At 39.7% G+C, this 22,971-nt stretch carries 24 protein-coding genes; 14 read left to right on the top strand and 10 right to left on the bottom strand.

All coding sequences use genetic code 11. From position 1 onward, the window contains the following. Positions 1-26 precede the first annotated feature (26 nt). Positions 27-323, top strand: coding sequence for a ComEA family DNA-binding protein (locus PAT01_RS03745; RefSeq protein ID WP_024034225.1), 297 nt, complete (start codon positions 27-29; stop codon positions 321-323). Positions 324-334: 11 nt separating this feature from the next. Here the strand turns inward: PAT01_RS03745 and PAT01_RS03740 are convergent, their stop codons facing one another. Both PAT01_RS03740 and dsbB read right to left on the bottom strand, forming a co-directional pair. Beyond that, the gene (locus tag PAT01_RS03740) at positions 335-637 is read right to left on the bottom strand and encodes a DUF6170 family protein (protein ID WP_154944774.1); all 303 of its coding nucleotides are present in this window, start codon (positions 635-637) and stop codon (positions 335-337) included. A gap of 1 nt (position 638) precedes the next feature. Next, the gene (dsbB, locus tag PAT01_RS03735; RefSeq protein WP_154944772.1) at positions 639-1,157 is read right to left on the bottom strand and encodes a disulfide bond formation protein DsbB; all 519 of its coding nucleotides are present in this window, start codon (positions 1,155-1,157) and stop codon (positions 639-641) included. Between the two features lie 521 nt (positions 1,158-1,678). Between dsbB and fadR the strand changes: the two genes are divergently transcribed. Next, on the top strand, positions 1,679-2,392 hold the full coding sequence (fadR, locus tag PAT01_RS03730) for a fatty acid metabolism transcriptional regulator FadR (protein ID WP_004587375.1): 714 nt from the start codon (positions 1,679-1,681) through the stop codon (positions 2,390-2,392). 235 nt (positions 2,393-2,627) lie between these two features. Then, positions 2,628-3,233, top strand: a complete 606-nt coding sequence (locus tag PAT01_RS03725; protein ID WP_004587374.1) for a peroxiredoxin — start codon at positions 2,628-2,630, stop codon at positions 3,231-3,233. A gap of 88 nt (positions 3,234-3,321) precedes the next feature. On the opposite strand, the gene PAT01_RS03720 is transcribed toward PAT01_RS03725, so the two are convergent. Together PAT01_RS03720 and smpB are read right to left on the bottom strand one after the other, a co-directional pair. Then, positions 3,322-5,913, bottom strand: a complete 2,592-nt coding sequence (locus tag PAT01_RS03720; RefSeq protein WP_024031815.1) for a TonB-dependent receptor — start codon at positions 5,911-5,913, stop codon at positions 3,322-3,324. A gap of 378 nt (positions 5,914-6,291) precedes the next feature. Beyond that, positions 6,292-6,771, bottom strand: a complete 480-nt coding sequence (smpB, locus tag PAT01_RS03715; protein WP_154944770.1) for an SsrA-binding protein SmpB — start codon at positions 6,769-6,771, stop codon at positions 6,292-6,294. A 145-nt stretch (positions 6,772-6,916) separates the two neighbouring features. On the opposite strand from smpB, the gene PAT01_RS03710 reads away from it, so the two are divergent. After that, the gene (locus PAT01_RS03710; protein ID WP_154944768.1) at positions 6,917-7,354 is read left to right on the top strand and encodes a type II toxin-antitoxin system RatA family toxin; all 438 of its coding nucleotides are present in this window, start codon (positions 6,917-6,919) and stop codon (positions 7,352-7,354) included. Further along, positions 7,354-7,671, top strand: coding sequence for an RnfH family protein (locus PAT01_RS03705; RefSeq protein WP_029773434.1), 318 nt, complete (start codon positions 7,354-7,356; stop codon positions 7,669-7,671). The genes PAT01_RS03710 and PAT01_RS03705 overlap by 1 nt, the downstream gene beginning before the upstream one ends. Positions 7,672-7,734: 63 nt before the next feature. Here the strand turns inward: PAT01_RS03705 and PAT01_RS03700 are convergent, their stop codons facing one another. Next, complete coding sequence (locus tag PAT01_RS03700; protein WP_004587368.1) at positions 7,735-8,094, bottom strand: outer membrane protein assembly factor BamE; 360 nt, start codon at positions 8,092-8,094, stop codon at positions 7,735-7,737. A gap of 107 nt (positions 8,095-8,201) precedes the next feature. Here PAT01_RS03700 and PAT01_RS03695 point away from each other — a divergent pair, with 107 nt between their 5' ends. After that, positions 8,202-8,516, top strand: coding sequence for a GIY-YIG nuclease family protein (locus PAT01_RS03695; protein WP_004587367.1), 315 nt, complete (start codon positions 8,202-8,204; stop codon positions 8,514-8,516). On the opposite strand, the gene PAT01_RS03690 is transcribed toward PAT01_RS03695, so the two are convergent. The 3 genes from PAT01_RS03690 to ilvC all read right to left on the bottom strand — a co-directional run bounded on the left by PAT01_RS03690 (position 8,502) and on the right by ilvC (position 13,316). Then, complete coding sequence (locus PAT01_RS03690) at positions 8,502-9,680, bottom strand: tetratricopeptide repeat protein (RefSeq protein WP_121637161.1); 1,179 nt, start codon at positions 9,678-9,680, stop codon at positions 8,502-8,504. The genes PAT01_RS03695 and PAT01_RS03690 overlap by 15 nt on opposite strands. A gap of 79 nt (positions 9,681-9,759) precedes the next feature. Beyond that, positions 9,760-11,679 (bottom strand): methyl-accepting chemotaxis protein, encoded by a 1,920-nt coding sequence (locus PAT01_RS03685; protein WP_138577512.1) that lies wholly within the window; start codon positions 11,677-11,679, stop codon positions 9,760-9,762. 164 nt (positions 11,680-11,843) lie between these two features. Further along, positions 11,844-13,316 carry a ketol-acid reductoisomerase gene (ilvC, locus tag PAT01_RS03680; RefSeq protein ID WP_096042061.1) on the bottom strand — a complete coding sequence of 491 codons (1,473 nt, stop codon included), beginning with the start codon at positions 13,314-13,316 and terminating at the stop codon, positions 11,844-11,846. 139 nt (positions 13,317-13,455) lie between these two features. On the opposite strand from ilvC, the gene ilvY reads away from it, so the two are divergent. The 6 genes from ilvY to PAT01_RS03650 all read left to right on the top strand — a co-directional run bounded on the left by ilvY (position 13,456) and on the right by PAT01_RS03650 (position 18,864). Beyond that, entirely contained in the window at positions 13,456-14,361 is a 906-nt protein-coding gene (gene ilvY, locus PAT01_RS03675; protein ID WP_138577508.1) for an HTH-type transcriptional activator IlvY, read from the top strand. A gap of 121 nt (positions 14,362-14,482) precedes the next feature. Then, on the top strand, positions 14,483-15,529 hold the full coding sequence (locus tag PAT01_RS03670; RefSeq protein ID WP_171036158.1) for a GGDEF domain-containing protein: 1,047 nt from the start codon (positions 14,483-14,485) through the stop codon (positions 15,527-15,529). Between the two features lie 111 nt (positions 15,530-15,640). Then, a complete protein-coding gene (locus tag PAT01_RS03665) occupies positions 15,641-16,504 on the top strand; it encodes a MipA/OmpV family protein (protein ID WP_404821001.1) in 864 nt (287 codons plus the stop codon). Position 16,505: 1 nt separating this feature from the next. After that, positions 16,506-16,886 (top strand): DUF3019 domain-containing protein, encoded by a 381-nt coding sequence (locus tag PAT01_RS03660; RefSeq protein ID WP_171036157.1) that lies wholly within the window; start codon positions 16,506-16,508, stop codon positions 16,884-16,886. Positions 16,887-16,900: 14 nt separating this feature from the next. Then, positions 16,901-17,593 carry a response regulator gene (locus tag PAT01_RS03655; protein WP_024031826.1) on the top strand — a complete coding sequence of 231 codons (693 nt, stop codon included), beginning with the start codon at positions 16,901-16,903 and terminating at the stop codon, positions 17,591-17,593. 23 nt (positions 17,594-17,616) lie between these two features. Continuing rightward, positions 17,617-18,864: an ATP-binding protein gene (locus tag PAT01_RS03650; RefSeq protein ID WP_064386818.1), complete on the top strand. Its 1,248-nt coding sequence runs from the start codon at positions 17,617-17,619 to the stop codon at positions 18,862-18,864. 312 nt (positions 18,865-19,176) lie between these two features. On the opposite strand, the gene PAT01_RS03645 is transcribed toward PAT01_RS03650, so the two are convergent. Next, positions 19,177-19,398 (bottom strand): DUF3820 family protein, encoded by a 222-nt coding sequence (locus tag PAT01_RS03645; RefSeq protein ID WP_138577502.1) that lies wholly within the window; start codon positions 19,396-19,398, stop codon positions 19,177-19,179. A gap of 405 nt (positions 19,399-19,803) precedes the next feature. Next, entirely contained in the window at positions 19,804-21,378 is a 1,575-nt protein-coding gene (locus PAT01_RS03640; protein WP_054982159.1) for a cation:proton antiporter family protein, read from the bottom strand. 266 nt (positions 21,379-21,644) lie between these two features. Between PAT01_RS03640 and PAT01_RS03635 the strand changes: the two genes are divergently transcribed. Both PAT01_RS03635 and PAT01_RS03630 read left to right on the top strand, forming a co-directional pair. Continuing rightward, the gene (locus tag PAT01_RS03635) at positions 21,645-22,388 is read left to right on the top strand and encodes a sporulation protein (protein WP_004587355.1); all 744 of its coding nucleotides are present in this window, start codon (positions 21,645-21,647) and stop codon (positions 22,386-22,388) included. Positions 22,389-22,446: 58 nt separating this feature from the next. Further along, entirely contained in the window at positions 22,447-22,896 is a 450-nt protein-coding gene (locus PAT01_RS03630; protein ID WP_004587354.1) for a GNAT family N-acetyltransferase, read from the top strand. Positions 22,897-22,971 lie beyond the last annotated feature (75 nt).

Genomic DNA, 22,971 nt, shown 5'->3' with positions numbered 1-22,971 from the left:
GTATAAACAAAAATAAGGAATAACAAATGAAAAATCTATTAACGCTACTTATTATTAGCTTTTTAAGCTTTAGCGCGTTTACCCACGCTAACCCTGTTGAAGATAAGCCTATGGTTGAAATGCCGCAAGCGCCGGTTATTAATATTAATAGTGCCGATTCAGAAATGCTGGCCAAGTTGCCTGGTATAGGTAAGAAAAAAGCGCAGGCTATTGTTGATTACAGGGTTGAAAATGGTGAATTTTCCCAGCTGAGCGATTTAACTAACGTAAAAGGAATAGGTAAAAAGCTTGTAGCTAAACTAGAAGGAAAAGTGTCTTTATAATAGGCAGGGCGCTAAGCGCCCTGTGAATACTGCTTAAGTGCTTTGGCTAAATATTTTTTAGCGAAGTTTATTTCAATCGGGGTGGTTAAAAGCGGGTAACATAGGCCACCTAAAATTAAAAAGGGAATGAGTTCCCACCCTTTAAAAACAGTAAATAACAAAAACAATGGGCTGAGCAATATCAGCTTTACTATTCTTAATAACACTCTATCGGTGGCAGGTAGCATACTTAGCGCAATAGCAACAACGGCTTGTCGCTGCCTCACTTTAAGGTGCTTTAGTTCAGGCAGCTGACTGGTAAAAAACGTAAACATATTAAATAGTCTTTTTAGTAAGTAAGCGAGTGGTAACAATTACAAAAAGCGTGATAGTAAATAACGCAAATAGTATTTCCATCCATGCTGGCATACTTAATTCCGCAAATTGCCAATCGATATTACCGCAATCCCCTGTGGCTTGAAAAAAGCTTGGGATCCATTCATGCAATGGCATAAATGCAGGGAAATTTGGCTCAAACTCACAGCTAAACGCAAAGGGATCGGTGGTTGTTTGCATTTCAATGTGCTCACGCGCAATAAAGTAACCCCACACACTTGATACACCCCACACTAAATAAGCGATAGCGCGTACTAATTTACTTTGTGGTTTAGTTGCGCCAATAATGCCTGCCCCTAATAAGCCTAATACCGCAGTTCGCTGGTAAATACACATAATGCATGGAGCAAGGCCCATCTGGTATTGAAAAAACAGTGCGGTGACTTCTAATAAAAATACAATGCCTGTAAATAGTAGCCATGGAGTACGTTGAGTAGGGAGTTGTGCTAGCCAGTTCATAAAAAATCCGCATTGAAATAAGACGTTGAATTATGTACTAGGATAAAGTAACGAGCAACAAAAAGGGTAAAAAAGCTACCGAAGTGGCTTTTTTTAAGATGAAATTAATAAGCGGTTATGGCCAATCCTATTTAGGGAAAGGTCAAGCTTAATTTGCTAAGTAAACATGTAATATAAGATTGGTTCGCTAAAAAGGCTTGTTTAAACGTTGTAGTTAACAGGCTCTGCTGTATGCGACTTTTGAATGTGCTTGTTGCCGCACACGGGAATTATTGTAGTAATGTAATGGTTAAGCAAAAACAGCAATAGCATTAATGTACCTACTATGAATAGGGTTAATTTATTTAGCGAATTAGGCCTAATTTAAGCATGTTGAATTTTATTATTTACTATTGCGAAATTTTCAGCGGTTGGTTGGCACTTATATCAACGAGTTTACTTGTTAGTTATATTTCATCTGGTACAATCTGTCAGTTATTCGTATAAAACGATGAGTTGTGATTAATTCGAGTGGGAATTGAATGAGAATTTTTAAAGCTAAAAGCCCAGCAGGATTTGCTGAAGAGTATATAGTTGAATCTATCTGGAACGGCGATTTCCCTCCAGGTTCAATTCTACCTGCAGAGCGTGAGCTTTCTGAGTTAATTGGTGTAACCAGAACAACCTTACGTGAAGTACTGCAACGTTTAGCACGCGATGGCTGGCTAACTATTCAGCACGGCAAGCCAACCAGAGTGAATAACTTTTGGGAAACATCGGGTTTAAACATACTCGAAACGCTGGCGCGCTTAGATGAAGACAAAATGCCAGAGCTGACCGATCAGTTATTATCTGCACGTACTAATATTAGTGCTATTTATACCCGTGCAGCGATAAAGCTTAACCCTGAGCGTGTTATTGAGATTTTATCAAAAAGCGATGAACTTGAAGACACTGCGCAAGCTTTTGCAGATTACGATTACAAAGTACACCACGAATTAGCTGTCGCTGGTAATAACCGCATATACGTACTTATACTTAACGGTTTTAGAGGGTTTTACTTTAAAATTGGTTGTCATTATTTCTCAGACGCAGGCACTCGCCAGTTAGCACGTCAATTTTATAAAGATCTAACAGTATTGGCTGAAAACCGTGAGCATGATGGCGCGATTTCAATGATGCGTAAGTTTGGCCATCAAACCGGTGAAATCTGGCAAAATATTAAAGGCGATATGCCTTCCGATATCATGGATTAACCCATTTTTAAAACCTGCAAAATGCAGGTTTTTTATAGGCGTAATAAAGTTTTAATATCTGTTCGGTATTTTCGATTGTGCACATCGCTAAATACGATTGTTCTTTTTTCCTTATTAAATTTAAAATGCCACGTAATTATGTGTTGGCGCTATTGTTTTTTTATTTTTAGCGCCCATATAAGTATCAGCATTGCGTATGCAATCGACAACAAACTCAAAATATTTGGAGAATAAAATGGGTGTATTAGTAGGCCGCCAGGCACCAGACTTTACCGCTGCAGCTGTACTAGGTAATGGTGAAATTGTAGATAGCTATAACCTTCATGAAACAATCAAAGGTAAAAAAGCAGTAATCTTCTTTTACCCACTAGATTTCACGTTTGTATGTCCTTCAGAACTTATCGCATTTGATAAGCGTTACGAAGAATTCCAAAAGCGTGGCGTAGAAGTAATTGGTGTTTCTATCGATTCACAATTCTCACACAACGCATGGCGTAACACTGCTGTAGCAGACGGCGGTATTGGTAAAGTTCAATACGCACTAGTTGCAGACGTTAAGCACGAAATTTGTAAAGCATACGACGTTGAGCACCCTGAAGCGGGCGTTGCATTTCGTGGCTCTTTCCTAATTGATGAAGAAGGTAACGTACGTCACCAAGTAGTGAACGACTTACCACTTGGTCGTAACATCGACGAAATGATCCGCATGGTTGACGCGCTAGCATTTCATAGCGAAAACGGCGAAGTATGTCCTGCTGGTTGGGAAGAAGGTAAAAAAGGTATGGACGCAAGCCCTGAAGGTGTTGCTAAGTTCCTATCTGAAAACGAAGGCGAGCTATAATTTAGCCCCTACGTTTTAATAAAAAAAACCGCCATATGGCGGTTTTTTTGTTTTTAGCATAGCCCATTTAATAATGGGCTATATTAAATTAAAACGAGAAGGTTACTTTAGTGTAGAAGTAACGTCCACGAGGGTTGTGTACACCCGATGCATAACCGTAAAGGTCGGCATCGCCATCACCAATGGCAAATGGTGGCTCTTCGTCAAATACGTTATTTACACCAAGCGACACTTTAGTTGCATCACTTACACGGTAAGATGTTTGTAAATCTACCAGTGCTTGCGAGTCAACCATACGCGATGTATTGCTATCAAAGTCTAAATTACCGTCAAAGTCTATATCTGGGGTATCTTCAAACTCGCCTACGTAGCTAATATTTACGTTGGTATTAAATTGGCCAATTTCCCAGTTAGTAGAGAAAATCCAGCGGTGCTCTGGGTAATTGTATTCACCCGTGTAATCGCGGCCGTCTTTTTCAAACTTGTTTTGGTACGCCCATTCTAAGTTAAATTTAAGTAAGCCTAAATCATCCAGCGAATGGTTGTAATTTGCTGATAAATCAACACCTGACACTTCTTGCGAAGAGACGTTTTCAAAGGTGCTGTATATTTTTTGAATGGTGCCTAAGCTATTGCCACCACTAGGTGCTAAGCGTACACACACCGTGCTATCTTGGTTATTACACTCAGAGTTATAAATTGGGCCAAATTCTTGTTCATCAATTTTATTATCTTGGGTAATACTCCACACATCTACGCTTAAACCAAACTCAGCAGAAGGTGCCCAAATAAAGCCAACGTTCCATGATTCTGACTCTTCGGCTTCTAAGTCAGGGTTACCAGCGAATTCAATGTTGTAATCTAGCGCGTCACAATCAAGGCCAGTAGCTTCACAGCGATAAGTATCTACAAAAAACTGACTTTCTTGTGATGGACCTAAACCTACTTGTGCAAGCGATGGCGCTCTAAACCCTTGTGCCCACGAACCACGAATGGTTATTTCGTCGGTAGGTGCCCAGCGTAAAGCGACTTTAGGGTTTGTTGTATTACCAAAGTCGCTGTAATCATCGTAACGGCCAGCGAGTTGTAGCTCTAGGTTTTCAGCAAGTGGGATTGAAAATTCCACATAGGCTGCGTATTGGTCGCGCTCTGCTGCAGCAGACACAGACTCAGTACCAAAAATTAAACCGCGCTGAAATTGGTCATCCGGTGTATCGGTTACATCTTCTTCACGGTATTCAATACCCGCGGCCATCATAACCACGTCATCACCAAAGCTAAATGCTTCACCAGAGATGTTAGCGTCGAATGAGGTCATATGAGACTCACCGCGACGTACTAAGCTTGTGGTAATTCTGTCAATAACTTCTGGGCTGTTATAGGTGCCACCAAATGGGTTGTAGTTACCGGCATCAATTTCTTGTTGTAAAAAGTCGGTGCGAACCCAACCTTGCGAGCGATCGCCTGTTTGAAGTGATTTACTACGGCCTTTTTGAACCGCAGCTTCCCAGCTCCATTCGTTAATTTCGCCTCTTAGGCCAGCTACAAAGCGAAGCGTGTCTGATTCAATATCCCATTGGCGAGCGCCCGCATCAACCGTACGGTAACGGCCAATTTGAATATCTTCACCAAACGGGTTGTTAGGGTGGCTAGCGGGTACTGTTAAACCTGCATCTTCATCTAGTGGAGTAGGGGCACCGGCTGCAACTGAGGTATTATGCTGCACTGCCATTTCTAAAAAGCCGGTAATACCATTATCAAAATTGTATTCAAATTGAGAAATAGCACCTACGCGCTCAGACTCAGGGGCGATGTAGCCAAATGGGCCGTAATCAAATAAACAACTACCGCTTGATGTGGCGTTTTCAGCAGGGCAATCTGGGTCAATTGTTTTTACACCATCAACATAAAAGTAGCCTGGAAAGCCACGAGAAGAGCGAAAGTCTTCGCCGCCATAAGGCGATTGATTAGCGGTGCCTAAGCTGCCCATTTCATCTGACGAAAGCGAGGTGTTTTTAAAGTAATCAATAATAATTGAGGCGCTGCTTTTTTCGCTAGTTGTACCCCATACTAAACTTGCTGTTGTTTCTTCGTAATTAGGGCCATCGGTACCACCGTAGCCTAAGTTTAGTTCAACGCCATCTATGTCTTTTTTCAAAATAACGTTGACTACGCCCGCTACTGCATCAGAGCCATAAATTGCTGATGCGCCATCTTTTAAAATATCAATGCGTTCAATCGCCGATACCGGAATACTATTAATATCGACAAATGAGTTTGTTATACCTTCGGCAAAGGCACTAATAGCCACACGGCGGCCGTTGATTAGTACCAATGTAGCATCAGCACCTAAACCACGTAGGCTGACCGCGGCAGATCCATTTGCAGTTGAATCTTGGTTGTTGCCGCGTGTTGAGAAAGTACCGCTGCCTGCCACAGGCATTCTTTCGAGGAGTTGTTGAAGGTTATCGTAACCCATGTTTTCGATATCTGCTCTGCCAATAGATTGTACTGGCGAAGGCCCTTCGATATCGGTGCGTTTTATGCGCGAACCTGTTACTTCAATGCGTTCTACTTTTTTTGCTTCTTCAGCAGCATAAGCTGTTGTTGTAAACCCTGCTGAAAGTGCGATTGTAGCACCTGCAATTATGCTAGGTGTAAATGCAATTGATTGCTTCATCCTTAAGTCCTTGTTGATATGTTATAAATTTAGTTGCTTAACAAGCGCTGACATTAATATCATGTAACTTAAGTGTTGTCAATCTACACCCTTTGCGATTTTAGTATGAGTTTTTGTAGAGTATTGAGGGAAAAATATTCAATAATAGAAACAACGAAAAAGGATAGACAAGGCTAAATTACTCGCTTTGTACCATAAAATTTGCGCACTAAAATGGACAGGCATCTAAAGAAATTAAAAAAATAAATAAAGTGTAATAATTTATTTATATCATGCACAGGGATGAATTAAATAAAGCTGAGGGGAATTTGATCAGGTTGTTTTATATTTAACCGGTGAGAAATTAAAAAAAACGCCTAAATAAATTAGGCGTTGTGTTTATACTTTATGTTTCATGAGGCGTTCTTTCTCACGCGACCAATCTTTATTTTTGCCGTCTTCACGTTTGTCATGCATTTTTTTACCTTTTGCTAAGTGAAATTCAAGTTTCACCCAACATTTTTTCCAATACATGGAAGTGGCAACAAGTGAGTAGCCATCTCGTTCAGTGGCACCGACTAATCTATCAAGCTCTTTGCGGCTTAATAACAGTTTACGGTATCGCATTGGATCGCAAATAACATGAGTCGAGGCGCTATTTAAAGGCTGAATTTGACTGCCTAATAAAAAAGCTTCGCCATTTTTAAGATGAATATAAGTTTCTGAAATGTTTACCTTACCAGCTCGGATACTTTTTACTTCCCAGCCCTGTAGTTCAACACCTGCTTCAAACTTGTCGTGTAAAAAATACTCATGACGCGCTTTTTTGTTAAGCGCGATGGTATTACTGTTCGATTTTGATGATTTGTTCTTAGCCATAGTGCCCTATAATATACGTATTAAGAGATGTTTTACATCGATTTTTTATATGTGCCTTTAAAATAATCTGGTGAACTTAAGACCATGAAAATTTGGGGAAACGCGCAAAGCTTGCTAAAATTCGCCCACACAGTTGGGAGTGAGTATGCCACAAATAGAAAAAAGTGCGCTGGTTATGTACAGCACTAAAGAGATGTTTGACCTAGTTAATGATGTAGAAGCTTATCCGCAGTTTTTACCTAATTGCTCAGACTCTAAAATCGTTTCGCAGCACAATAATAACATGACCGCGAGTTTAGAAATATCCAAGGCGGGTATAAAAAAGTGGTTTACCACTGAAAACACCTTTATTGGCGAGCAAACCGTGCAATTAAGGCTGGTTGATGGACCATTTAAAACTCTTAAAGGGCGTTGGCATTTTCAAGCGTTAGATAAAAAAGCCTGTAAAGTTGAGCTTAAGCTTGAATTTGAATTCTCTAGCAAGCTTATAGAATTGGCGTTTGGTAAAATATTTAATGATGTAGCTAAAAATATGGTTAGTGCATTCACGCAACGTGCAAAAGATGTATACGGAGCAAGATAATGATTAGCGTTGAGATAGTTTTTGCATTACCGACTAAAGCAACCACATTAACGGTGGAAGTAGCGCAAGGAACCACAGCCGAACAAGCTGTTATTCAATCGGGGATCATTGAAAAGTGCCCTGAAATAGACCCAACTGCGCTTACTTTAGGTGTATGGAATAGAACAGTAAAAGCGCATTACGAATTAAAAGATGGCGACAGAATAGAAATTTATCGTCCACTAATTGCAGACCCTAAAGATGCTCGAAGAAAGCGTGCTGAAAAAGCAAAAGAGGAAGGTCGAGCAAATAAAGTTACCGGTGGGCGTCCTTTATAAAGGTCATTAATGTAGTTATTAAAAAAGGTGAGCCATGCTCACCTTTTTTAATAACTAAAGCGTTTACTGCTCTAGCGGAGTATCAAAGTTTTCTGGTTGATCATAATCACCCGAAACAGCAACTAGTTGATCATTTTCAAATTTAACCAGCAACTCTTTATGCTGCTCATTATCGCGGCCTTTGTTAAAGCTGTATACATAACGCCAGGTACTATTATCAAACGCATCTTCTGCTATTGGACGACCTAATACATAAATAACTTGCTCTCGTGTCATGTTTACACGAAGCTTATCTACATCTGATTGCTCTAAAAAGTTACCTTGTGGGATATTGATTCTATATACCCAGCTAGAACAACCGGCTAAAGAGCTGAATGTGAGAGCAACGATAAGCCAAAGAGAAAAAGTTTTTAACGACTGCATTGTTAGTTGTGATCCTTATTTTTTATAATCTGCATGATACCGATTAGTCACTGAAGGTAAAACCCTTTTAAGAAATTGTTTTTAGTTACGAGGGTTAGGGCAACGTTTTGACCACAAACACACAAAAAAGTTTAAGTATAAATATAAGCAAAGCACACAAAGTACCCTCAACGTGGTATTTGTATATAGTGCAAACGCGTTTAGGCCACTGGTATACAGGTATAACAACCAATGTTGATAAGCGCTTAGCCACGCATCAAGCGGGTAAAGGCGCAAAAAACTTAAAAGGCAAAGGCCCTTTAGTTTTAATTCATCAACAAAAGGTGGGCTCAAAAAGCGAAGCCAGCAAGTTAGAGTGGCAAATTAAAAAATTAAGTAGGGCCCAAAAAGAGCATTACGTACAACAGCTAATGACTAAGTGAAGCTGTGGCATTTTTTAATGCTTTTAATTTATTACGATAGCGGGCTTTGTCATAGTTAAACTCGGCGTTTATACCCGCTAAACGCATATAATGTGTTGCCTGCTTTATATTGCCGGTAAAATAATATGCTCGCGCAAGGCCAAAGTGGCTTTCGTGTAACTTAGCGTCAATTTTATAAGCGCTTTTAAAATGCTTAATCGCTTGAGAGTAATTTTTAAGTACCAGTTCACTATTACCCAATGATATATGGTAATACGGGTTAGCTTGGCGCTTTTTATTGAGCTGTTTTAGCATTTGCTGACCTTGTTTAGCGCGGTTACTTAAGGTGTACAGCACAGCGAGATTACCTATGGCAGTATGGTTATTTTTATCAAGCAATAAAGCATAGTTATATGCCTGTTCAGCTTCTTTTAAATAATTAAGCTGCCTAAATACAATACCTAAATTTCCCCAGCCACCACTGTATAATGGGGCGGCTTCAACGGCGGCACTAAAGTAGCTATAAGCTAAATTATAATTTTTATTTACTAACGCTTGAGCGCCTTTATTGTTATAAAACATAGCCGTAACAAACTCTTTGCTTATTGGGCTGGTTTTAAAGCGTTGTTTTCTTATATTCGGGTCGAAGTCTATGGTTAACTGTTTATCACGTTGATAAACCATTGTGGCTGGTATTGTTTGCATAAGCGCATTGTCAATTGATAAATTAATATGCCCTGTCAGTAAATTAACCCCTTTATTCATTGCCCAATATTCAGGAATATGAACCTTTTGAAAGCGCGCTTTTATACCTAAATAATCGGCTAAGCTATACGCTAATATCGATAACGACAGGCAATTAGCATTTAAATTAGCGTAGGTTTGCGATGCACTCAATGTGGCGCCACTTTGATAGGTTAATGAGTTATCGCCGTTTTTTAATAAAAAACTTAAAATACTGTTCGCTAAGTAATGCGCGCTTCGCTTACTGGTTAAGTGGGCATCAAGTTGGGAAGTGATTGTTTTGTCGAGCTTAAATATGTCTTGCTCGGTTTCGACGTTAATACGGTTAAATGTTGGATGGTTTGCTAGGGCAAGCGGCGGCGGTTCACGCACCGTGGTGTTACATGCACTTAAATATAAGCAACTACTTAGTAATAATGCGTTAAAACAAGATATGTTCATAAACCACCTCCAACATATTACATCTATAAGTGTAGATGCAATATGCGCAGGTGGTTTATTAAAGTGTTACAAAACGTGTTTAGTGGTGTTTTTCAAAGGTGGCTACGAGTGCATCAAGGGCTTGAGCGCTATTTGCTAAATCTCGAATTGCTTGCTCGGTGTTTATTTGCTCATTCATAGCACGGTCACTAATTTCACTTATTTGCTCAATATTACGTCCTACATCAGCAACCACGTTACTTTGCTGCTCAGTTGCGGTGGCAATTAAAGTAGCCATGTCGTTTATTTGATTTGCTGTTTCGCTTATCGCATCAAGCAATTCAACAGAGCTTTGCATTGCGCCCACGCTTTGTTGGGCTTTTTGCTTAGATTGACTAATATCGTTTACTACATCTTCAGAAATAGTGGTTAGCTCTTCAATCATTGACTGAATTTCGGTGGTTGATTGCGAGGTACGATTAGCAAGCGCGCGTACTTCATCGGCCACCACTGCAAAGCCTCTACCATGCTCACCAGCCCGTGCCGATTCGATGGCTGCGTTTAAGGCCAGTAAATTAGTTTGCTCTGAAATGCCGCGAATAGAGTCAACAATACTCGCTATATCAATTGTTTTTTTAGAAAGCAGTGTTACTTGTTCGGTAATGCCGTCAATGTCAGCGGCAAGCGCTGAAATTGTAGCTTGGCTTTGCAGTACTTGCTGATGGCTTTGGCTGGTGTTTTCTTGACTGCTTTGCGTTAACTTAGCTGCATTAGCCGCACTTTGTGCTATTTCTTGTACAGTTGCGCCCATTTCGTTAATGGCTGCAGCTACCGAAATGGTTTGCTCTTTTTGATTATCAATAGACTGCGAGTTGTTTTTTGCTTGTTCAAATACATGATTAGAACTTTGGCGTATTTCTGTACTTTCGTTGGCGACTTGCTTGATGGCAGTTTCAATTTTATGAATAAACTGGTTAAAGCCATGGCTTAAATTGTTTAGCTCTGGCTGATTAGACTCTGGCAAACGGTACGCTAAATTAGCATCGCCTGATCCTAAACGAGAGAACAGCTCGGCCATATCCGAAAGCGGTGACGCTAAAGAGCGTGCTAACAAGTAACTTAGCATGCTAGCAACGAGGGCTATCACTAGCGTAAATGTAAATATTTGCCACTCCAATGTACCTACAGTCGCAAATACCTCACTTTTAGGTACTTGGGCTAATACGTATAAGTCGGTATTGGCTATTGGCATGGCTGCTAAAAATGTGGCTTCGTTATTAAGTGATAATTCTGTAATTGCAAAACCAGAAGGGTTATACAAAGTACTATGAACATTACTGCCATAAAGTGTGTCTATGTTTACTTTAGCCACTTTATTTGCATCTTTATGTAACTGAATTAAGCCGCTTTTATCTGCAATAAACACAAAGCCAGTTTGCTCAATTTTAAATTGTTGTAATAGCTTTTGCATGTCGGTGATGCTTTTTGCAAGCCCCGCTAATCCAAGCCCATTTGTTTGTTGATGATTTACAAACATTTTTACATCAGTCGGGGATTCTTGATAAATACTGATTGAGTACGGATTATTTGAGTTGGTAAAGCCAAAAAACCACCCATCAGCCGCGTCGTTTTTAAGCACGCGTAAAAATCCGTGTTGGTTCCAATATTGTGCTGTATCACGGTTAGCCCACGACGCCGTTGCTAAATCAAACTGCTTTGCTACGCGGTTTAATTCTTTAAGCAGTAGTGTGTCGTCTTGGTTATTTGAGCGCGCCCACTCTAAGATAAATTCATTTGATGATAGTTGCTGTGCAGCACCTAGTAGTTCGTTTATTTCGCCACCAATTTGATTACTAATACTGTGTAATTTGCTGGGTAGCTCAGATTCAATCATACGTCGTTCTATAATATCTTCAGAGCTATATAAAGACGTTAAACCAATTAATGCAGCGACACAGATTGCAATGGTACTGCCTAAAATGGTGATTTTTTGAGTGATAGTTAGGTTTTTTATCGTCATATTATTTAACTTTACAACTAGGTAGATAGCCATGTTAGCACATTATTAATTAAGCGCTAATTATTGCAATATATCTAAAAGGGTATACTCGCTTTTTATTATTACTAGCACGAAAAAGCCCACAGCGTATGCATGTGGGCTTGGTTTCTAACAAGCGAAACTAGTTATACAATTTTCTTCATAGCTGACATGTAGCCGCGTAGTCTAGCGCCAACAATTTCAACAGGGTGCTCACGTAGTGCAGTGTTAATTTGAATCAATGTTTGGTTATCTACTTGGTTACTTTGCTCATTTAAGCCTTTACCAATAACATCGGTGTCGATGTTTTTCATAAAATCGGCCAATAATGGTAAACACGCATGATTGTATAAGTAACAGCCGTATTCTGCAGTATCAGAAATAGTACGGTTCATTTCGAATAACTTTTTACGTGCTATTGTGTTGGCAATTAACGGTGTTTCGTGTAAAGACTCATAATAAGCCGACTCGTCAATAATGCCTGCTGCAGTCATGGTTTCAAATGCAAGCTCAACGCCCGCTTTAACCATAGCAACCATTAAAATACCGTTATCGAAAAACTCTTGCTCAGAGATTTCTACATCACCAGCAGGGGTTTTTTCAAAGTTAGTTTCGGCAGTTTCTGCACGCCATTTTAGTAAGTTTGCATCGTCGTTTGCCCAATCTTCCATCATTACGCGTGAGAAAGTACCGTCGATAATGTCATCTTGGTGCTTGTTATAAAGCGGGCGCATAATAACTTTAAGTTCTTCGCTTAGTTCAAACGCTTTTACTTTTGCAGGGTTTGATAAACGGTCAAGCATGTTAGTAACGCCGCCGTATTTAAGGGCTTCGGTAATTACTTCCCAGCCGTATTGAATTAGTTTTGATGCGTAACCCGCATCAATGCCTTTTTCAATCATTTTATCAAAACATAAAATTGAACCGGTTTGTAACATGCCACAAAGAATTGTTTGCTCGCCCATTAAGTCTGATTTAACTTCAGCGATAAACGATGACTTAAGTACACCGGCACGATGACCTCCGGTACCCGCAGCGTAGGCTTTAGCTTGTGCTAAGCCGTGACCTTGTGGGTCGTTTTCTGGGTGAACAGCAATAAGAGTAGGTACACCAAAGCCGCGTTTGTATTCTTCGCGAACTTCAGAGCCAGGACACTTAGGAGCAACCATGATTACCGTAATGTCTTCACGAATTTGCATGCCTTCTTCAACAATATTAAAACCGTGCGAGTAAGCAAGTGTAGAGCCTTGTTTCATTAAAGGCATAATGGCAGTTACAACGGCCGTATGTTGCTTATCAGGTGTTAGGTTTAATACTACGTCAGCGGTCGGAATTAGCTCTTCGTAAGTGCCTACAGTAAAACCGTTTTCAGATGCATTTAGGTATGACTGACGACGCTCATCAATTGCTGATTGACGTAACGTGTACGATACATCTAGGCCTGAGTCACGTAAGTTTAAACCTTGGTTAAGACCTTGTGCGCCACAGCCAACAATAACCAGCTTTTTACCTTTAAGTGCATCAACACCATCGGTAAATTCACTTGGGTCCATAAATTCACATTGCGCTAATTGAGCTAACTGCTCGCGTAAAGATAAGGTATTAAAATAATTCGCCATGTTAGTGTCCTATAATTCGTGTTTGTTAGATGCAAAGCGTATTTGCTTTGCTTAAACACACCATAAAAAAAAACTTTGCTTGCGTAAAATGATATATTTGCACTAAAGTATTTCAAAAAATGAAACATAGAGGCATGTAATGGATCATAAGCATTTAAATTACTTTTTAGCGTTAGCTAAAACGCTCCATTTTGCCAGGGCGAGCGAGCTGTGCCATATAAGTGCACCTACATTAAGTCGCAATATTAAGCAGCTTGAAGATGAGGTCGGCGTTGCTTTATTTATACGCGATAACCGAAGTGTAAAATTAACTAAAGAAGGGGAGTCGTTTATTGATTACGCCACCTCTACACTGGCTAATTGGCAGCGCTTTAAAGCGAATGTGAAAGACCCAACCCAGCATATTTACGGTAATGTGAGTATTTATTGCTCAGTCACCGCCTCGTATAGTTTTTTGCATCAAATATTAGAACAACTCCGCGCGCAGCATCAGCATATAGAAATAACGCTAAATACCGGCGATCCGGCGTTGGCAATAAACCGAGTACTGGATGCCCATGAATCAATGGCTATTGCTGCACGGCCAAGTAAACTGCCTGCCCAAATTGCTTTTGTTAATATAGGCCACTCTCCACTGGTTCTTATTGGCCCTAAAATTCAATGCCCGATCAGCGAAAAAATAGCGAAAAACGCCCCACATATTGATTGGTCAGAACTGGAGTTTATTGTACCTGAGCAAGGTTTTTCTAGGCAGCGGTTAGAGCAGTGGTGGCGGAAAAATAATGTGCATGGAAAAATTTATGCACAAGTAGCAGGGCACGAAGCAATGGTGTCTATGGTGAGCCTAGGATTAGGTGTCGCCATGGTTCCAAAAATAGTGCTAGATAATAGTCCGCTACAAGACAAGGTACACGTACTGCCCAGTGAAAATCACCAGCCAGAAGGGTTTGATATTGGTTTGGCGGTGTTAAAAAAAGAGCTTAACGACCCTGCAATCAGTGCATTATGGAATATTGCACAAACTTTAGGCGCAAATGTTATATAAGCTTTTAACGATTAATATAATTCAGTAAATAGTATGATTAACAGTTGCGTATGAGTTTACTATTACTTAACATGAAAGCTTAATAATAAAAAATAATGACGCACGAGAGTTTATAATAATTATGGATCATGCTGTATCGCTCGCTCATTCTGCTCAATGTTTAAAAAAAGCAATTCCTCTGATGGTAAAATACCGAATGCCGGTAACGCCTATCAATTACGCTATTTGGTATTGCTATGTGCAAGGCAGTAAGCCAGCATTAAATGCTGAGCTTGATCACGTCATTTCTGAGCAACAAACATGTACTCAAAATAAAGCAAAAGAAATTTTTGATAAGCATTTAAGCGAAGATGACTTAGTGTTTTTTCAAGAAATGGCAGATCGCTTCCATGGCACTATGGAGCAAGTACAGCATGATATAAGCGTTACCCTCGATCATTCTAAAAGCTTTACCACGTCGTTGGTAGATTCTCAAAATGAGTTGGCAGGTTTAGCTAATGTAAATTCGTTTAACGAAATACTCGGTTGTGTTGAACGCTTAACCGACGAGTCGGTGGCTATGCAAGACTATGCGCGAGAATTTCAAACTAAGCTTGCGGTAGCCTATAACGAAATTAAAGATTTAAAAGAAGCACTTAACCTTTCTCAAGAAGCAGCTGATACAGACCCCCTGACAGGCTTTTTTAATAGAAGAAAGTTTGATGATGATATTCAGCAGTTTTGTCAAACCTATTCAGAGCAAGCTGACGAGAGCGTATTGGCGGTACTAATCATGTTTGATATTGATCACTTTAAACGTTTTAACGACGATTTTGGTCATCAAAAAGGCGATGAAGTACTTAAATTAGTAGCCAAAAAAGTTTCGCAAAATATTTCCGATAGCCTGAATGTTTACCGCTATGGTGGTGAGGAGTTTTGTATTACCGGGTATTTTGACAGCATCAACGAGATTATGGTGTTTGCTGATAAAATTCGTTTAGATATTGCCTCATTAACTATCCGTAAAAAAGACGATGTAAATTCTAAACGTGCAATTTCTGCAAGTTTTGGGCTCGCTATTTTACGTCCATTCACGAAAGGTTCGGTACTTATTGAGCGCGCCGACTGTGCTTTATATATAGCTAAAACACATGGTCGCAACCGTATTGAAATAGCCCCTGATATTTAAATGTGATACGCATGTATAAAAATTGTGAATGATTGTAACTAGGTGGCGCACATTTGTGCTTACCTTGCTAGTATGGGTCACTTACTTATTTTACTCATTTAGATTAGGTTAATGCGGCTCAATACTTTTATTTACATTTTTTGCTTTGTGGTGTGTCTTATTTGCGTGCCTAGCACAGCTTCGCAGGCCTATAACGAACAAGAGTATGCACAGCAACATATTACTGTTAAGAAGTGGCATGTAAATCTAAGTGTCGGCGCGGGTGTTATTACCAACCCTCTGCATGGCGGAAAAAACGTCCCGCTCCCTGTGATCCCGCAAATTGCTTTTTATGGTGAGCGTTGGTTTTTCGATAATGGTCGCCTTGGCTTCACACTTAAAGAAAATCAAAAGCATCATTTTAATATCGTTTCAGAACTGAACGCAGAGTCACGCTTTTTTATTGATTGGCATCCTAATAACCTCTTTGTTTTACCAGCAACAGCAGGTGCTTCTGCATTAGCGCAAAATAATCCCCAGCCTAAAAAAATAAATATCGATAATATTGATAATCGCCATTTAGCCCTAGATGCCGGGGGAAGCTATCATTATGTGCAGCAAAACCATGTGCTATCGATACAGTTATTACAAGATATAAGTAATGTTTATAACGGTACTCGAGGCGCTATACAATGGCAGTACCACAGTGAAGTAGGGCGTTTAAAGTTAAAACCAACGCTTGGGGTTAACTATAAATCAGCTGAATTAAACAGCTACTATTATGGTTTAAAAGCACACGAAACCTCATTAGGTAAAATTGACGTTGGTAGTAGCTGGCAACCTTATGCTAAAATCGACGCCAGTTGGCCATTGAGTGAGGCTAACAGTCTTCGTTTTCATGTAGCATATTACGACTATTCAGCTATGGATGGCAGTCCGCTTTTTGAACGTAACTATTCAATGACTGCTTTTATAGGATTCGATCATACTTTTTAATATGAAGTATTTAATGTTGATTGTGCTTACAGTTTTTCTGTTTAGCCCTCCCGTTGTAGCGCAAAATGCGTCTTTAAAGGTCTCTCCCAAAGTGTGTGTTGTGTCTGAGCAGCAAGCGTTTTGCGATCTCGATTTAAAGTTTAATTGGCAGCAACCATCGCCAAGCGATGTATGCCTGTACCAACAAAACAAACTGATTAAATGCTGGCAACAGCAGGCTGTTGGTGAGTTTGAGTATAAAGCGCGTGTTCAGGTAGAGACCATATACTCCTTAATCAATCCTCATACCGGTGTGTTAATTGCTAAAACACACGTTGAAGTGCAAAGTGCTGATGCTAAAAAAAGTAGGCGCAGGCTTCGCTCTCCATGGAGCTATTTTTAATTTAGGAGCAACTCATGCCAAAAATTTTACTTGTTGAAGATGACCTAGGTTTACAACAACTAACAAAAGATTATCTTGAACATAATGGCTTAGAAGTAGACGTATTAAGCCGTGGTGATGAAGTATTTAGTTATCTTGAGAATAACGCTGCTGATTTAATGATTTTAGATATTATGTTGCCAGGTAAAGATGGCTTTAGCGTATGTCGACAAGTACGTGATAAGTTTTCGTTGCCAATTTTAATGCTTACTGCAAAAGGTGAAGACTTTGATCAGGTGATTGGCTTAGAGCTTGGCGCAGATGATTATGTGGTAAAACCTGCAGAACCGCGTGTTTTACTGGCGCGTGTAAATGCATTACTGCGTCGCGGGCAACCCGTGGTTAAGGCCGCAGAAGAGATTCAGTTTGGTGATTTAGTCATTGATAAAACCAGCCGAATTGTTAAATTAAACGAAAACGAAATAGTACTTACATCCCATGAGTTTGAGCTTTTATGGCTACTTGCCTCAAATGCAGGCGAAGTACTAAGCCGTGAACATGTTCATCAACATATGATTGGCCGTCAATACGATGGGCTTGACCGTACCGTTGATGTACGCGTGTCACGAATTCGCAAAAAGCTAGGTGATAACAGCGATAAACCTTACCGTATAAAAACCGTGTGGGGGCAAGGTTACTTGTTTGTATCAGACGCCTGGGAAAAATAATATATGAAGGTAAATAAGGAATAATGGGCAAACTATTTATAAGTTTATATGTTTATATCATTGTTTCTTTATTTATTGTTAGTGGTGTTATAGAACAAATTTGGCCTTACGAAGAGACGCAGCAGCAAGTGCTGTTAGATGATGAGTTTGGCCAAGCACTTTGGTTATTATCGCAAACCGATGATGGTCTAGATAAGCTAAAACACAGCTTTGAAAGCCAAGTTATTGCCCGCAAAGATCTTATTTTACCCCTTAAGCAGCAAGCCTCATTAGATAAAAACCATTACCTGTATCTGTATGATAAAAAGCAGCGCATAGTGTGGTATGTTGAGCTTGGTGATAACAAACTACTTCAAATTGGTCCTGTAGGCGTTATCAAAGCACCTGAAAGCTCTGTTATTCCGTATTTAATGTTACTGGCTATTGTAGGGTTACCTGTGGGGCTGTGGAGCTTTTTACTATGGCGTGATTTTTCTAAATTAAGCCATGCGTGCGAAGCGGTAGATGGCTCGCAAGACTTTAACTTAAGCAGTCCTTCTAAATCGTTTTTTTTACCCGTTACTGATACTCTAAAAGTAATGCAGCAGCGCATAGAGCATCTTCTTAGTGCGCAACAAGAACTTACCTCCTCTGTATCTCATGAATTTAGAACGCCCCTTGCACGATTAAAATTTGGTATAGCCATGTTAGAAGAAACACTGCAATCGGAAAAAGGGCAACATTACCTAACTAATATGCAGGCAGATATAAGCGAACTTGAAGCGCTTGTGTGTGAAATGCTTGAATATGCTCGGCTTGATTCGCAGCAACCAAGCTTAGCTAGAAGCGACGTTGATTTGGCTGCCTTAACACAATCGGTCATTAATAAGCTAAATTTTGCAAGCGGCATAGAGTTTAATGCGGTGTTACCACAGGCTTTAGTGTACAAGTGTGATGCGCACTTTATTGCGCGTGTAATGCAAAACCTAGTGGGCAATGCGTTAAAGTACGCTGTTAGTCGTGTTGATGTCACACTCAAAGCGCAGGGTGATGCAATTTACTTTATTGTGGAAGATGACGGAGAAGGTATTTTAAAAAGCGACAGAGAAAGCGTATTTAAACCTTTTACTCGTTTAGATAAAAGCCGTGATAAAAGCACAGGGGGCTTTGGTTTAGGCTTAGCAATAGTGGCAAAAATTGTATCGTGGCATAAAGGGCACTATTCAATCACTGACTCATCGCTTGGTGGCGCTAAGTTTATAGTTACCTTACCTAATACCTATCCACAATAATATTTAATCATTTTGTGGGGCCAAATGTGTCGCTACCTACGTTAAAAATTCTCATTTACGATTGCATGGATGCAGAAGGTAGAGCAATGCAGGAGCAAATGCCGAGAACAACTAAATAGCGCATTTTTTGCTTAGCTATCAACACGTTTTTCCATCCTCAAAATAGATCTCTTTATTATGCGGATTGGTATAAAAGCAATTCACCTAAAAACGCCAGACATAAAAAAAGCGCCTAAGGCGCTTTTTGTGGTTAAAAACCAAAATCAACAAGTAGCAAAATAGTAGACCCGGCTACGTGGAAAAAGTTCTCAATTATTTTTTATTTTTTTTAAGTAGGGGCATCAGCATTTGCTCAAGCCCGTTTAATTTAACCTCGTACATCATTGCAAGCTGCGCTCCGAGTTTACTTTCTGGAAACCCTTGCTGTTTAAACCACACGAGGTAGGGCTCTGGCAAAAGCAATAAGGGTCTGCCTGCGTATTTTCCAAAGGGCATAATTGTATTAATAGCGAGCTTGAGTTCGGCTGTATCCATAATAAGTCAGTAATTGATAAAACGTATAATAGTAATACTACTGCTTATTAATAATAAACGCATTAAATAGCGGCTGGGTAAGCGGGCAAGTAAACAGAAATAAAATAGGCTGTGACGGGCAAGAAACAGCCTATTGAACGAGGGAGTAGGCCCTCTGATTGAATAAATTTGTGTTGATAAATAAATGCTTACCTTGCATTAATTAGCTGGAGTCTAATTATGCGACATAGGTGCGAAGGCGTTTATTTAAACAACACCGGTAGTTTATCTGTTTTTTTTACAGATAGAGAGAAGTAATGTAAAGGAATGTAAATAAAATGAGTTTTTAAACTAAAACTAATAAAAAAGCCTTATTAAAAATAAGGCGTTTTCATTTGGTTGTTTTTATTGTTTAGTATAAAAGTGCTATTTTTCGAATAGCTCTTGCTTTACGTGCTCGGCAAAACCACTTCCTGCTTCTAAATAAAAGTTATAGGTCGAGTTTACGCCCATTTGTTCAAGCTCTTTTTGTTGATCAGGGTAATTGGCGATAGCTGTTACTTGGCCGTTATAGCCTGAGGCTTGTAATTGCTCTAGTGCAAAAATATTTTGCATATGCTTTGGCATAGCTAACATGACCATTTCAACATGAGAGTGGTTAACGCGCTGCCAAAAGTCAGGGTCGGTGGCATCGGCAAGGAGTACCTTTCGATTGCGTTTAATATGTTTTTCTACCACCTCTGGTTTTATATCAATGCCCGCCACTACATTAGGGTGAGTCGCATTTATTGTTTCGTAAGCACCTGTACCTATGCGGCCCATACCAAATATAACGATTTTAGTGTCGTTTAAATTAACGGGTAACTCTTCAGCTAAGCGGGTTTTGCTTTCGAATTTTAATAGCCAGCGCTCAATTTTTACGTATAACTCGTTTGAGCGTTTATTAAGAGGCGATGCAATAACAAAGGTAATAGACACCGCAATAGCCATTACCGCCAGCCACTCTGAGGTGATCATGCCTGTAGAGGCTGCCACAGCACACACAATAAGGCCAAACTCACTAAAATTAGCAAGGCTAAATGCAGTGAGTAACGAGGTGCGCGCTCTGAGTTTAAAGGTATTCGTAAACACATAATAAAGTAAGGTTTTAACTGGCAGCACAAATATAAGGATTAACGCTACAATTAATGAATTAGCTGTAAGCTCTGCGTTTAAACCAATACTTAAGAAAAAACCGACCAGCAAAATATCTTTTAAATTAAGCAGCGATTTTGAAAGCTCTCCCGCCTTTTTATGTGGCGCAAACATCATCCCCATAATTAGCGCGCCTAAATCGCCCTTTAAACCTGCAAAATCAAAAGCGTTATAACCGGCTACCAACGCAAAGAAAAAGCCAAATAACGGCAATAGCTCACCATGTTTAGAGCGGTTAAGCACTGCATACATAAGTGGGCGTACTAAAGGTAGTGCAATAATTAAAGCAAGAGCCCACATATTAGGTACTTTGCCGGTGCTAATGGCTAAAAATATAACCGCAAAAATATCCTGCATAACTAAAATGCCAATGGCTATTTTTCCGTGTAGGCTTGCCATTTCACCGCGCTCTTCAAGTACTTTTACCGCAAATACAGTGCTTGAAAAGCTTAGCGCAAACCCAACTAATAAGGCACTTTGCCAGCTTAAATCAACAAACATAGGCACAGCAAAAATACCTAGCAGTAACATAAAGCCACTAAATAATGCACTGCTAAAAATAATGTGTAGGGTAGCGGGCGCCCATACTTGGGGCTTGATTAAGCTGTTTACTTTAAGTTTTAAGCCAATACTAAATAAAAGAAGTGTTACGCCCAGTGCCGCAATGGTATCGAGTAGTTCGGTGCTTTTATAGCCAGATAAATTTAATGCAAAACCGGCAAGTAAAAAGCCAATAAGGGGAGGAAGTTTTAATTGATAAACACCAAAGCCACAAACAAACGCGGCGGCAAAATAGATTAGTTCCATAATTCTTAATATCACTTCATTTGGGATTGCAGTGTAGCGAAAATTTTATACCATTGAAAATAAAAATAGCCCTAAAAATGAGCGCGTTTAATCAATTACTTGCCCAGCTACGTATAAAAAATGCACATTAAACACGTATTTAATCGTAAATAGCATGTAAATAACATTTTTTCACTGACATTGGCTTTTAAATATGGTTAAGATGCTTTAACGAAGGAGTTTAAGCTTGAGCAACAAACTGAGCCGCTCAGCTTAAGGAGATAGATATGTTTAAAAAGATTTTAGCGTCGGTAGGTATTGGCGCTGCAAAAGTAGATACAATTTTAGAAACTGAGCATCTTCAGCCAGGGCAACTTTTTAACGCTAATATCGTTATAACTGCAGGCGATGTGGCTCAAGAAATTGCTGGCCTTGATTTGTTTTTAATGACTCGCGTTAAAGTTGATGGCGAAGAAGGTGAGTACTTTACTAATCACGTAATTGATCAGTGGCGTATAACCGATATAGGCACTGTTGAGCCAGGTGAAGTTAAAAGTATTCCATTTGAAGCGCGCCTTCATCCAGAAACGCCAATTACTGAAATTAATGCCGGCTACAACCAATCACATGTATGGATTGAAACAGGCCTTGATATTGATTTAGCACTAGACCCAACAGATAAAGACCATTTGCATATTTACCCTAACGAAGCTGTTAAAACCTGTATGCAAGCAATGGATAAATTAGGGTTTAGTTTATTAAAAGCTGATGTTGAAAAAGGGCATTTACGTGCGCCTACTTTTCAGTCGGTATCGGGGTGTTATCAAGAGTTAGAATACAAGCCTAATAGCCGCAGCTTATTTGGTATTCAAGAGATTGAATTATCGTTTGTACCAGAAGCACACAAAACGCATGTTTTAATTGAGCTGGATAGAGCATTTAGAGGCGATGGTTATGTTGATTTAACCATAGAGCACGACCATGTGAATTTATCGCAGTTGTGCGACCAATTAGAGCGTTTGTTTGCCTAAGTGATGCGTAATTTAACTAAACCCAGCTTAGGCTGGGTTTTTTATTTTAGGATTTTATATGTCGTTTAAATGTGCGCATTTTGATGCGCTTGATACGCGTACTTTATTTACGATAATGCGCGGCCGTGTTGATGTATTTGTAGTAGAGCAAACATGCCCTTACCCTGAACTAGATGAGGTAGACATTAACCCTAGTACTCAGCATTTATATGCAATTGCAGATAATAGTTTATTAGCTTATGCCCGCTGCTATGAAAAAAACGAGCAGTACAGTGCAATAGGCCGTGTACTGGTTTGCAAAAGTGAACGAGGTAAAGGGCGGGCTACTGAGCTTGTAAATGCGGCCATAGCGTGTTGTAAAAAGCAGTGGCCACAGCGTCATATTTATATAGGCGCACAAACCTATTTATTAGCATTTTATCGCTCTTTTGGCTTTACAGAAGTGGGGGAGCAATACCTAGAAGATGGCATCCCTCATCAAGATATGGTGTTAAATACTCTAAGCTAATTTATTACGAGTAAATTTAAGCTATTAAAAAGCCCACTTAACGCGTGGGCTTTACTTAATTTAGAACTTAACCTG

Origin of the sequence: Pseudoalteromonas atlantica, assembly GCA_007988745.1 — a bacterium.
Lineage (GTDB): Bacteria > Pseudomonadota > Gammaproteobacteria > Enterobacterales > Alteromonadaceae > Pseudoalteromonas > Pseudoalteromonas atlantica.
The sequence above is the reverse complement of the archived record's forward strand: the minus strand, read 5'-3'. Positions and strand labels throughout refer to the sequence as shown.